Raw genomic sequence first — 11425 nt, 5'->3', positions numbered from 1 at the left:
GGTCAGGTAAGGCGCAGCGAAGCTCCATTCTTCATCGCTGACGTCTGTTGGGTAGGGCTTGCGGGGCATCTGCAAACTCTACCCTTGGCTTCGCTCTCACGGAGCAAAGTTCATAACACGCTCTAAGAGCGATGCGAGGCTGTCCGGGGCGAACAACCCAGTTACCACCAAGCAGACAGTCTATGCCGAAGATGGCATCGGCAACACCGTGCTGGGCCAGCACTGAAACCAAAGGAGTGCGGATAGCGCAGCAGCAGCGGGCGAGATGGGCAGCACCGAGGTCATCTACTTGCCCACCGCGAACGGGCCGATGCCAATTTCTGCCTTTCGCAAATTGCGAACGAGAGTTCTCAACTATTTTTCATTGCCATGAAACGTATTTTTGCAAAAATAAGCCTTTTCAGCAAAATCAATGGTGGCCGTGCACAAGCAATTCCTGTGCTGAATTTTGGATGCCCGGTTTTTTTGAAAATATTCCGGCTCTCTCTAGTCATGGATATGACTGCCGTTTGCTTATGCCTGAGTACGGCAGCTCTATATCTCCAGGGGAAACTGCTGAGCCTATTCCCATGGTGTTTATTTCTCAGGATGAGGTACTTATGCACGCAAAGGTAGGAGCAGATTTTTTTCTGTGGGAGGGGAGAAAAATTGGAGTGGGTGAGATTTTAAAAATAGAATAAATCGGTTGCTGGTGACAATATCGCCATGCCACCGCTAGATGATCACGAGAGCCCTGCTGCCACTGGTTTGGGGGGTAGCGCCGGACGTATCATATAGATCGCCAGCGGCACATGCACCCCCAACCGCCACCCAACTCCGTGCCGCAACGGGGTTGCCCTTCGATACCAAGCGGTTTCAGAACAGTTCAGATCGTTTCAGAAAAAAATTGACTTAAAAACAGCTGACAATTGCAAAATGCATTTACTCAATTTTTCACAGAGGAAATGCCATGAATGGTTTGAATGTCGCGGTGTATGTCGAGGGTTATATTTATCCTGACTCGGCCCCTAAAGACAAGCCTGTCCCTGCTACCATTGAAAAGTTGAAAAAATCGGGCTTCACCACCGCTATTCTTGGCCTTTTTCACATTAGTGGAAAATCTGGGGCAGGGCCAGAAGCCATGGGTGATATTTATTTCAATAACACTCTAATTATTGCAGATGGAAGTTATGTCGGTGCGCCAGAATGGCCTGGTTTGGTAGGCCAAATATTGGGTGGTACGGTGACCACCATCTGCGCGTCTATAGGCGGTGGTGGCGTGTCTGACTATGAGGCTTTGGCCGAAATCTACAAAGCCAACAACAATTCTTTTGACAATACTCCGGTGCAGAAGAATTTCGCTGCTTTCCGCAAGACATTTCCCGCGGTAAGCATTGTTGATATGGATTGCGAAGAGACTTACGATGAGCCCTCCTTCGTCGCATTTTGCAGAATGCTCATCGATTTGGGTTTTGCGATCACTTTTTGCCCATACACCATGCAGGATTTTTGGGTGAGTTCTCTTGCCCAACTCAATGACTCCAGCCCTGGCTCAGTCAAGTGGGTGAATCTGCAGTGCTATTCGGGTGGCTATGGAAATTCTCCTGATGAATGGGCAAGTGCGATTGCCAATTCAATTGAAAATTTTCAGACCGATCAATTCATCATTCCAGGTGATTCGGCGGAAACTCCTGCAGCTGTCAACTCCTTAATGCAAACCTTTGAGGGAATGGGTTGCGTTGGAGGGGGGGTTATCTGGACTCTCGATATGATTTTGAAGCAATCGTCAGATATGCAGAGCTATTCGAATGCCATCGTTACAGGCCTGAATGCGACGACTGACGCTGGTGCCGGTCTCGGATAACCGCTGGGGCAGGGCGGGGCGAAGCTGCTCTTGCGATGGCATTGCCTTTGATTAGCGGAGGCGGCCCTGCGGCTCAACCCCGCACCCGCCGCAGTACCATCGGCGCTCCATCCACCCCATCCCCCCGCCGCAACACCAGCACCTCGCCCGACGCCGGGTAGATCCCCGTCAATGCCGTGATGTTGACCTGGTGCGTCACCCACACCTCGACCTGCCCGGTGGGCACCGCCGCCAGCGCTTTCCGCAGCGCTGCGGTCTGCGCGCCTTGGGTGTCCCCGCCCTCGAAGAACGAGTTCAACGCGTCCCATGGCTCCATCTGGCCGAAGGCCAGCATGGCGGTGTCCTGGCAGCGGCACCAGGCGCTGGAGCGCACCCGCTGGGGCGCCAGGCCTTGCTGCTTCAGCAGTGCCCCGATGCGCTGGGCCTGCGCGCGCCCTTCGGCGCTGAGGTTGCGTTGCGTGCTGCATTGGCCCAGGGCGAAGCCGGGCGGATCGCCCGTGCCGGGGTCGGTCTGCGCATGCCGCATCAGCAGCACGGTGCCGGGCTCGGTGGCGGCGTAGGAGGAGGAGGCGGCGGTGGTGGACAGGGCGCCAGCCAGGCTGGCGGCCGATCCCAGGCGCAGGAGTTGACGGCGTTGCATGCGGTCCATTGTGGCCCCCGAAGCGGGGAGCGCTCGCTTTTTTCTTCCGCCGGGTTTTGCTACCGCGCCGCGTTCACTTCGCGCCCCAGCTCGATCACGGCCATGGCGTAGTAGCTCGACCAGTTGTAGCGCGTGACGGCATAGAAGTTCTCGGTGCCCGCGTAGAAGACGGGCGATCCAACGCCGTTCTGCAGTTCCACCAGGGCCAGTGGGCCGCGGTGGTTGGCGCCGTCGCCTTGCACCAGGGCGCCCAGTTCGGCCATGCGGGCCACGGTGAAGGTGGGCAGGATGTCGGGGGCCAGCAGGTCTTCGAGGCGCAGCCGGGCGGGGTCGAACTCGACCGCGTAGTGCGTGGGCATGCCGGTGGTCCAGCCGTGGCCCTTGAAGTAGTTGGCGACCGAGCCGATGGCGTCGGCGGGGCTGTTGAAGAGGTCGATGCGGCCGTCGCCGTCGAAGTCCACCGCGTAGCGCGCCCAGCTGGAGGGCATGAACTGGCCCAGGCCCATGGCGCCGGCGTAGCTGCCGCGCGGCTCCAGCGGGTCGGCGTTGGTGCGCTGCATGAGGCTCAGGAATTGCTCCAGCTCGCCCCGGAAGAACGCCACGCGCTCGGCCGCGCGCGGGTGGGCCATGGGAAACTCGAACGACAGGGTGGCCAGCGCGTCGATGACGCGGAAGTTGCCCATCTGCTGGCCGTAGATGGTCTCCACGCCGATGATGCCGACGATCATTTCCGCCGGCACGCCGTATTCGCGCTCGGCGCGGGCCAGGGTGTCGGCGTTGTCGTGCCAAAAGCGCACGCCCGCGCGGATGCGCACGGGCTCGACGAAGCGGCTGCGGTACACGCGCCAGTTCTTGGGCGTGCCGGCCGGCGGCGGCAGCATGAGGCGCGGCACCTGGCTCAGAAAGCGCGCCTGGCCGATGGCCTGGCGCACCCATTCGCGGTCCAGGTCGCGGCGCGCGGCGATGTCGTCGGCGAACTGCATGGCGTCCGCGCGCTGGTCGTAGAAGATCGCCGGCTGCGGGGCCGCGGCCGGGGCCCGGGGCGGGTTCTTCTTGACGGGCTTTTGGGCGATGGCACCCGGGGACAGGAGGGCGGCGGCGATCAGCAGCAGGGCGTGGCGAAGGAAGGCGAAGGAGGGCATGGGGCGATCAAGGGGTCGGCGGCTGGCGCGCCGGCCAGGGCAGGCGGCGCAGGTCGCGCCGCAGGTCGGCCAGGGCGGTGGCCGGTTCGGGGGCGTAGCGGGTGTGTTCCAGGCGCAGCAGCCAGTCGGCGATGGGCGCGCTGGCGGCGTCGCCGAACTGCGCCCGGGCCCGCTCGGCCATGGCGCGCGGCGGCAGGGTGGCGGGCAGGGGCAGGCCGGCGCGGGCGAGCCGGTCGCGGGCATGGGCCAGCAGGCGCAGCCAGGGGTCGTGCTGGCTGCGCTCCCACAGCGTCCAGCCGGCGCCCACGAGCGCGGCCAGCGCGGCCAGCCCGCCCAGGGCCCGGGCCAGGTCTTCCCAGCTGGGCGATTCGATGCCCAGGGCTTTCAGCATGTCGAGCTGGCGGCCTTGGGTGTAGTTGAGCACCCACTGGTTCCAGCCGTTGTTGACGGCCTCCCACACGGCGCGCATCTGCTGCACCATGCCGGGGCTGATCATGGTGTCCATGGCGTTGCCGAACACGCCGCGCGGGGCCTGCAGGCGCTGGAAGGCGCCGATGCGGCCGGGCGAGACGGCGCCGGTCGGGTCCACGCGCACCCAGCCGCGGCCTTCGAGCCAGACCTCGGCCCAGGCGTGCGCATCGCTCTGGCGCACGGTCCAGTAGCCATCCACCCCGTTGCGCTCGCCGCCCTGGTAGCCGGTGACGATGCGCGCGGGGATGTCCATCGCCCGCATCAGCACGACGAAGGCCGAGGCGATGTGTTCGCAAAAACCTTCCTTGATGTCGAACCAGAACGCGTCGGCCGTGTGCTGGCCGTACACGCCGGGCTCCAGCGTGTAGTTGTAGCCGCCGGTGCGCAGCCGGGCGAGTGCGGCGTCGATCAGGGCGGGCGGCCCGCCGGCGGCCAGGCGCGGGTCGGCCAGCATCTCCTGTGCCAGGGCGCGGGTGCGCGGGTCGAAGCCGTCGGGCAGCTCCACGTAGGACCGCATCTGCCCGGTGCGCTGCGCCGGGCCGTGGGTGAAGCGGGGGTAGCTTTCGGCGCGGTAGCGCATGACCTCGTTGACCGGCCGGTTGACCACCCACTGCAGCTCCTGCGTCATGAAGGCCGACAGGCCCTCGGGCAGTTCGGGCCGGTCGCGGGCCACGTCCAGGGTGAGCAGCCAGGGGCGCCGCAAGGGCTCCAGCGTGACGGCGTAGCGCAGGGGCTCGCCCTCGGTCTGCAGCCGCGCGGGAGCGGGCGGGCGAAAGGCCGAGGACGGTGCGCCGGACTGCCCGAGGGCGAACCACTGCCGGCCGTTGAAGGCGGTGAGCACCGGGCCGCGAAAGTAAAGCTGGCTCTGCGGCGGCGCCTCGCCGCCCGGCGTGTCGAACTGAACGCGCATCGCCACGCTGTCGTCCAGCGCCAGCGAGGCGACGTTGCCGATCTCCATCTCGCCCGACAGCCCGCTGCGGCCCGAGGGGTTGTCGTTGGGCATGCCCCACAGGGGCGCCATGCGGGGGAACAGCAGGAACAGCGCCAGCATGATGGGCGCGCCCAGCAGCGCCATCTTGCCGGCCGTGCGCATGGATTGCGCCAGCGGCGGGCGGCCGACGGGCATGTGGGCGTTGACCAGGGCGGTGAGCAGCCCCAGCAGCGCGACCAGCATGGCGGTCGCCGTGAGCAGCGACTGCGAGAAGAAGAAGTTGCTGAGCATCGTGAAGAAGCCCAGGAAGAAGATGACCATGGCGTCGCGCCGCGCGCGCAGCTCCAGCGTCTTGAGCGCCAGCAGCATCACGATGAGCGTGACGCCCGCATCGCGCCCTACGATCGTGCGGTGCGACGCCAGCGTGAGCGCCACCGACACCACCAGCATCCCGCCGGTGGCCCAGCGGCCCGGCAGCGGCCGGCCTTCCAGCGCCAGCCAGCCGCGCCACGCCAGCACCAGGGCGGCGAGCGCCGTGGTCCACACGGGCAGGTTGGCGGTCTGCGGCGCGATCACCCAGGCGATGACGACGATGAGGAACAGGGTGTCGCGGGTGTCGCGCGGCAGGGTGGCGAGCGTCTGGCGCAGGCTCATGGGCGGGCGCTCCGCGCCACCGGCAGGCGGCCGGACGGCATCGGCAAGGAATTGCTACTATTTTTGTAGCGGTATGCCCTAGTGTCGATTGCGCTGGATGGCATTTTGATCATGAAAGGTGAGGGTGCTCAGCACAGGGCCAGCGCCTCCAGGCAACGGCGGCGGTGGGCGGCGCCGCTGTCCTGGGCGATCTCGCCGCCGGGCAGGCGCAGCCCGTATTCCACGCCCAGCCGGTCGGCCTGCAACACCCAGGCGGCCAGGCGCGACAGGCGGGCTTCGGGGTCGCTCAGGCCGGTGACGGCCGGGTCGAGCCACAGCTCCTGCCGCTGGGCCTGCTGGGCGTCGCGGCTCACCAGGTCGTCGGTGCCGGTGGCCAGCGACTTGGCGGCCTTCTTCCAGACCACCAGCTTGAGCGGGTCGCCCCGGCGGTAGGCCCGCACGCCGTCGAATTCGCCGATGCCCTGCGTGGGCGTGCTGCCCGCGCCGCCCGAGCGCGGCTCGCCCGCGGGCAGCGGCGGTGGCGGCACCTCGGGCTGGGGATACACCAGCACCTGCGCCGCGGGCCGCCAGAGGGTCCAGACGCGGAAGGTGCCCAGCGGAAAGCGCGTTTCGGCCGTGAGCGTGGGCGCATCGTGCAGCCCGCGCCGCAGCGGCTGGTAGGCCACCTGCACGCTGGCCGAGCCCTCGGCGGGCACGTCGGTCCAGACCCATTTGGTGTCCGTGCCTGCGCCGTGCACCGCCACCGCGATGCCGTGGCGCGCGGTGCGCCGCGTGTGGCTCAGCTGCACTTCCAGTGCGGTGCTGGTGCCCAGGAACTGCGGCTCCGGCGCCACCAGGTGCAGGGTGAGGCCGCGCAGCGTGCCGTGGCAGATGTGGATGCCCACCACCGCGCTACCGGCGAGCAGGAAGGTGAGCAGGTAGCCCAGGTTGAGCTGGAAGTTGATGGACGCCACGAGCAGCACCAGCAGCGTGAGCGCCAGCATCCAGCCCGCGCCCGTGGGCAGGATGTACACATTGCGCTGGGTGAGCGTGACGGTGTCGGTGCGCTTGATGCGCGACTGCCACCAGCGCTGCCAGCGCCGCTGCAGGGCGGACAGCGGCCAGGGGGCCGGGCGCGGGGCGTGCGGCGGCAGCGGCGGGGTGAGCGGGGGCGGGGCGGCGGCCGGCATGGCGGGGCTGGGCGATGTGGTGGGGGTCGGGGGAACAGGGAAAGGGGGATCGATGGGCGGGCCGGCGGCGGAGGGGGGACTCAGGGCAGCGGCACGGCATCCACCATGGCCCGCACCTGCTCCACAGCGCCGCGCCCGGCATCGCCCACGGGCACCAGGCGGTGGGCGACGGTCTGGGGCAGCACGGCCTGCACGTCGTCCGGGGCCACGTAGTCGCGCCCCGAGATCAGCGCCTGCGCCTTGGCCGCGCGCACCAGCGCGATGCCAGCGCGGGGCGACAGGCCCTGCAGGAACCACCGGCCCGAGCGGGTGGCGGCCATCAGGTCCTGCACGTAGTTCAAGAGCGGGTCGGCCGTGTGCACGGCCAGCACCTGCTGCTGCAGCTGGGCCAGCTCGTCGCCCGAGAGCAGGGGCAGCATGCTGTCCACCATGTCGCGCCGGTCGGCCCCGGCCAGCAGCAGGCGTTCGGCCGCGCGGTCGGGGTAGCCGATGGAGATGCGCATCAGGAAACGGTCCAGCTGCGATTCGGGCAGCGCGAAGGTGCCCAGCTGGTCGTGCGGGTTCTGCGTGGCGATCACGAAGAACGGGTGGGGCAGGGCGCGGGTTTCGCCCTCCACCGAGACCTGCTTTTCTTCCATGGCCTCGAGCAGGGCGCTCTGGGTCTTGGGGCTTGCGCGGTTGATCTCGTCGGCCAGCAGCACCTGCGCGAACACGGGGCCGGGGTGGAACACGAACGATTCCTTGCCGCGCTCGTACACCGAGACGCCGGTGAGGTCGCTCGGCATCAGGTCGGCGGTGAACTGCACGCGCGAGAACTGCAGCCCGAAGGTGCGTGCCAGCGCGTGGGCCAGCGTGGTCTTGCCGACGCCGGGAACGTCCTCGATCAGCAGGTGGCCGCCGGCCAGAAGGCAGGCCACGCAGTCCTGGACCTGGGCGCTTTTGCCCACGATCACCGTGTTAAGCTGGTCCAGAAGCGACTTGATTTTGTGCTGTGCTTGCATGGTGCGACGTTATCCGAAAAAGAACGAGGCTACGGGAATGACTGTGGGCATGACAGGCTATTTCACCCATCGCGAATGCTGGAAGCACGAGATGGGCCCGGGGCATCCCGAATGCCCGGCGCGGCTGGATGCCATCGAGGACCGACTGCTCGCCACCGGCGTGGCCGACGCGCTGGAACGCATCCAGGCCCCCGAGGCGTCGCTGGCCGACATCGAGCTGGCGCACGACCGCCGCCATGTGGACGCCCTGCGCGGCATGTCCGAGCGGCTGGCCGAAGAGCTGCTGGCCGGCGGCCCGGCGCATGCGCAGATCGACCCTGACACCTCCATCAACACCCACACCTGGAACGCCGCGCTGCGCGCCGCCGGCGCGGCCCTGGCCGCCACCGATGCGGTGATGGCGGGCGAACTGGAGAACGCCTTTTGCTGCGTGCGCCCGCCGGGCCACCATGCCACGCGCGACAAGGCCATGGGGTTTTGCTTCTTCAACAACGTGGCCATCGCCGCGCGGTATGCCTTGAAGCGCCACGGCCTGCGCCGCGTGGCGGTGGTGGATTTCGACGTGCACCACGGCAACGGCACCGAGGACATCCTGGCCGGCGACGACCGCGTGCTGATGGTGGGCATCTTCCAGCACCCGTTCTATCCCTACAGCGGCGACCGCGACCCGGCGCCCAACATGCTCAACGTGCCCGTGGCCGCCTACACGCGCGGCATGGACATCCGCGAGCTGATCGAGATGCTGTGGATTCCGCGGCTGGAGGCCTTCAAGCCCGAGATGATCTTCGTGAGCGCCGGCTTCGACGGCCACCGCGAGGACGACATGGGCCAGCTCGGCCTGACCGAGCAGGACTACACCTGGATCACCCAGCGCGTGAAGGACGTGGCCCGCCGCCATTCCAAGGGCCGCATCGTCTCGTGCCTGGAGGGCGGCTACATGATGGACGCCCTGGCGCGCAGCGTGGAAGCCCATGTGCGCGTGCTGGCCGACCTTTGACTTTGACCTTCCGGCCCCTCTTGCACACCGCATGACGACCCCTTCCGCCCCCCCGAACCCCCTGGCCGTTTCGCGCGATGCGCGGGGCGTCGTCACCCTCACGCTGGACGACCCCGTGCGCTTCAACGCGCTGGGCGACGGCATGCTCGCCGCGCTGCAGCAGGCGCTGGCCGACGTGGCCCGCGACGACACCGCGCGGGTGGTGGTGCTGGCCGCCAGCGGCAAGGCCTTTTGCGCCGGCCACAACCTGAAGGACATGGCCGCCCACCCCGACAAGGCCTGGTACCAGAAGCTCTTCGCCCAGTGCAGTCGCATGATGCTCGCCATCCAGCAACTGCCCGTGCCGGTGATCGCCCGCGTGCAGGGCATGGCCACGGCGGCCGGCTGCCAGCTGGTGGCGCAGTGCGACCTGGCGGTGGCGGCGGACGACGCCACGTTCGCCACCAGCGGCATCCACTACGGCCTGTTCTGCGCCACGCCCAGCGTGCCGCTGGTGCGCAACGTGCCGCTCAAGCGCGCCATGGAAATGCTGCTGACGGGCGACTTCATCGATGCGCGCACCGCGCAGGCCGAGGGGCTGGTGAACCGCGTGGTGCCGCAGGCGCAACTCGATGCCGAGGTCGAACGGCTCGTGCAGTCCATCCTGGAAAAGCCCCGCGCCGCGGTCGCCATGGGCAAGGCCCTGGTTTACCAGCAGCGCGAGCTGGGCGTGGAGGCGGCCTACCAGCTCGCGGGCCAGGCCATGGCCACCAACATGATGGACGCGGCGGCGCAGGAGGGCGCGCGCGCCTTCGCCGAAAAACGCACGCCGGCCTGGAAGCCGGCGCGCTGAGCCCGCTGGCCATGCCGCCGTCCCCGGTTCCCGATCCCTGCACCCCTTCCGGTCCCGGCGCCGCCGCGCGCGGCGCCTTCTCCTGCTTCTTCTGCTTCTTCTGCTTCTTCTGCTTCTTCTGCTTCTTCTGACTGCCGATGGAAATCTTCGACACCCTGTCGCGCGACTTCAACAACTCCAGCACCTGGCTGGAGATCGCCGTGCTCGCGGCCTGCATCGCCCTGGCCTACCTGGCCAGCCGCGCGGTGGGGCGCCAGCAGCCGGCCGATTCGGTGTGGTTCGGGCGGCGCACCGTCGATGGGCTGATGTTCCCGCTGCTCTCGCTGGCGCTGGTGTACGCGGCCCGCGTGGGCGTGGAGCATTACCAGCCGGTGTTCCTGCTGCGCGTGGCGGTGCCGGTGCTGACCTCGCTGGTGCTGATCCGCTTCTTCGCGCGGGTGCTGACGGCCGCGTTCCCGCGCTCGGCGGCCATGCGGCTGGTCGAGCGCATCGTCTCGTGGGTGGCCTGGGGCGTGGCCGTGCTGTGGATCGTGGGGCTGCTGCCGCTGGTGCGCCAAGAGCTGGCCGACATCAACATCAGCTTCGGCAAGTCGCAGGTCAGCCTGCTCATGCTGCTGCAGGGCGTGCTGTCGGCGGGGCTGGTGATGGTGCTGGCGCTGTGGGTGTCGTCCACGTTCGAGCGCCGCGTGCTGAGCAATGCCGTCAACGACCTGTCCATGCGCAAGGTGGCGGTGAACGCCACGCGCGCGGTGCTGCTGATGATCGGCATGCTGTTCGCCCTGTCGGCCGTGGGCGTGGACCTGACCGCGCTGTCGGTGCTGGGCGGCGCGGTGGGCGTGGGCCTGGGATTCGGGCTGCAAAAGCTCGCCTCCAACTACGTGAGCGGCTTCGTCATCCTGCTGGAGCGCTCGCTGCGCATCGGCGACAACGTGAGAGTCGATGGCTTCGAGGGCCGCATCACCGACATCAAGACGCGCTACACCCTCATTCGCGCGGGCAACGGCCGCGAGTCCATCGTGCCGAACGAGACCCTCATCACCCAGCGCGTGGAGAACCTCTCCGACGCCGATCGCAAGTTCAACGTCACCACCAACATCGTCGTGGGCTACGACAGCGACGTGGCGCGGGTGCAGCAGATCCTGTGCGAGGCCGCCGCCGCGCAGGCGCGCGTGCTGAAAGAGCCGCAGCCCGTGGCCTACCTGGTCAACTTCGCGCCCGACGGGCTGGAGTTCAGCCTGAACTTCTGGATCAGCGACCCCTCCGCCGGCTCGGTCAACCTGCGCTCGGCCATCAACATCGCCATCCTGGACGGGCTGCGCGGGGCGGGCATCGACATTCCCTACCCGCAGCGGGTGGTGCAGATCCGGGGCGACGCCGTGCCCCCGGCCCCGGCCGGCGCTGTCGCCGACGTGCCAGCGCCCGCACCGCAGCGTGCGGAGGCCGGAGACACTGGCCTATAATTCTCAAAAAAGCACGATCGTTCTTTTTGTGGATGGGCGCCATCCCACTGCCTCGCGCAGGGGTATGCGCCAGGGGTGCGGAATAGAATGTTTCGGTTTACGTAAACGTCAATTAATCAACAACTCTAGGAGCCGCAGCAATGAAGGTTTTGGTCCCTGTCAAGCGCGTGGTGGACTACAACGTGAAGGTCCGAGTGAAGTCGGACAACACGGGTGTGGACATCGCGAACGTGAAGATGAGCATGAACCCCTTTGACGAGATCGCCGTCGAGGAGGCCGTGCGCC

At 67.1% G+C, this 11425-nt stretch carries 10 protein-coding genes and 1 pseudogene; 6 read left to right on the top strand and 5 right to left on the bottom strand.

The annotated features are described in order from the left end of the window. The first annotated feature begins 452 nt into the window (after positions 1-452). Complete coding sequence (locus tag AVAK2825_RS24295; protein ID WP_284403056.1) at positions 453-680, top strand: hypothetical protein; 228 nt, start codon at positions 453-455, stop codon at positions 678-680. Positions 681-949: 269 nt separating this feature from the next. Continuing rightward, a complete protein-coding gene (locus tag AVAK2825_RS24290) occupies positions 950-1843 on the top strand; it encodes a hypothetical protein (RefSeq protein ID WP_284403055.1) in 894 nt (297 codons plus the stop codon). A gap of 73 nt (positions 1844-1916) precedes the next feature. Here the strand turns inward: AVAK2825_RS24290 and AVAK2825_RS24285 are convergent, their stop codons facing one another. The 5 genes from AVAK2825_RS24285 to AVAK2825_RS24265 all read right to left on the bottom strand — a co-directional run bounded on the left by AVAK2825_RS24285 (position 1917) and on the right by AVAK2825_RS24265 (position 7851). Further along, complete coding sequence (locus tag AVAK2825_RS24285) at positions 1917-2483, bottom strand: histidine phosphatase family protein (protein ID WP_284403054.1); 567 nt, start codon at positions 2481-2483, stop codon at positions 1917-1919. Positions 2484-2542: 59 nt separating this feature from the next. Next, the gene (gene mltB, locus AVAK2825_RS24280; protein ID WP_284403053.1) at positions 2543-3625 is read right to left on the bottom strand and encodes a lytic murein transglycosylase B; all 1083 of its coding nucleotides are present in this window, start codon (positions 3623-3625) and stop codon (positions 2543-2545) included. Positions 3626-3632: 7 nt separating this feature from the next. After that, a complete protein-coding gene (locus AVAK2825_RS24275; protein WP_284403052.1) occupies positions 3633-5681 on the bottom strand; it encodes a transglutaminase TgpA family protein in 2049 nt (682 codons plus the stop codon). Positions 5682-5809: 128 nt separating this feature from the next. After that, positions 5810-6850, bottom strand: a complete 1041-nt coding sequence (locus tag AVAK2825_RS24270) for a DUF58 domain-containing protein (RefSeq protein WP_284403051.1) — start codon at positions 6848-6850, stop codon at positions 5810-5812. An 80-nt stretch (positions 6851-6930) separates the two neighbouring features. Further along, positions 6931-7851: an AAA family ATPase gene (locus AVAK2825_RS24265; RefSeq protein WP_272568340.1), complete on the bottom strand. Its 921-nt coding sequence runs from the start codon at positions 7849-7851 to the stop codon at positions 6931-6933. Positions 7852-7888: 37 nt separating this feature from the next. Here AVAK2825_RS24265 and AVAK2825_RS24260 point away from each other — a divergent pair, with 37 nt between their 5' ends. The 4 genes and pseudogenes from AVAK2825_RS24260 to AVAK2825_RS24245 all read left to right on the top strand — a co-directional run. After that, positions 7889-8848, top strand: a complete 960-nt coding sequence (locus AVAK2825_RS24260; protein ID WP_272552001.1) for a histone deacetylase family protein — start codon at positions 7889-7891, stop codon at positions 8846-8848. Positions 8849-8879: 31 nt separating this feature from the next. Beyond that, entirely contained in the window at positions 8880-9680 is an 801-nt protein-coding gene (locus AVAK2825_RS24255) for an enoyl-CoA hydratase (protein WP_284403050.1), read from the top strand. A gap of 137 nt (positions 9681-9817) precedes the next feature. After that, positions 9818-11140: a mechanosensitive ion channel family protein gene (locus AVAK2825_RS24250; protein WP_284403049.1), complete on the top strand. Its 1323-nt coding sequence runs from the start codon at positions 9818-9820 to the stop codon at positions 11138-11140. A 140-nt stretch (positions 11141-11280) separates the two neighbouring features. Continuing rightward, positions 11281-11425, top strand: a pseudogene (locus tag AVAK2825_RS24245) (electron transfer flavoprotein subunit beta/FixA family protein); the annotation flags it as partial.

Origin of the sequence: Acidovorax sp. SUPP2825, assembly GCF_030158995.1 — a bacterium.
Taxonomy (GTDB): Bacteria; Pseudomonadota; Gammaproteobacteria; order Burkholderiales; family Burkholderiaceae_C; genus Paracidovorax.
Note: the sequence above shows the minus strand (reverse complement) of the source record. Positions and strands in the feature narration are given on the sequence as shown.

What these genes read in the sequence shown, in the direction of transcription:
- AVAK2825_RS24290 (WP_284403055.1), top strand. Translation starts at nt 950, where the DNA reads ATGAATGGTTTGAATGTCGCGGTGTATGTCGAGGGTTATATTTATCCT.
- AVAK2825_RS24265 (WP_272568340.1), bottom strand. Translation starts at nt 7,851, where the DNA reads ATGCAAGCACAGCACAAAATCAAGTCGCTTCTGGACCAGCTTAACACG.
- AVAK2825_RS24275 (WP_284403052.1), bottom strand. Translation starts at nt 5,681, where the DNA reads ATGAGCCTGCGCCAGACGCTCGCCACCCTGCCGCGCGACACCCGCGAC.
- AVAK2825_RS24270 (WP_284403051.1), bottom strand. Translation starts at nt 6,850, where the DNA reads ATGCCGGCCGCCGCCCCGCCCCCGCTCACCCCGCCGCTGCCGCCGCAC.
- mltB (WP_284403053.1), bottom strand. Translation starts at nt 3,625, where the DNA reads ATGCCCTCCTTCGCCTTCCTTCGCCACGCCCTGCTGCTGATCGCCGCC.
- AVAK2825_RS24250 (WP_284403049.1), top strand. Translation starts at nt 9,818, where the DNA reads ATGGAAATCTTCGACACCCTGTCGCGCGACTTCAACAACTCCAGCACC.
- AVAK2825_RS24260 (WP_272552001.1), top strand. Translation starts at nt 7,889, where the DNA reads ATGACTGTGGGCATGACAGGCTATTTCACCCATCGCGAATGCTGGAAG.
- AVAK2825_RS24285 (WP_284403054.1), bottom strand. Translation starts at nt 2,483, where the DNA reads ATGCAACGCCGTCAACTCCTGCGCCTGGGATCGGCCGCCAGCCTGGCT.
- AVAK2825_RS24295 (WP_284403056.1), top strand. Translation starts at nt 453, where the DNA reads ATGCCCGGTTTTTTTGAAAATATTCCGGCTCTCTCTAGTCATGGATAT.
- AVAK2825_RS24255 (WP_284403050.1), top strand. Translation starts at nt 8,880, where the DNA reads ATGACGACCCCTTCCGCCCCCCCGAACCCCCTGGCCGTTTCGCGCGAT.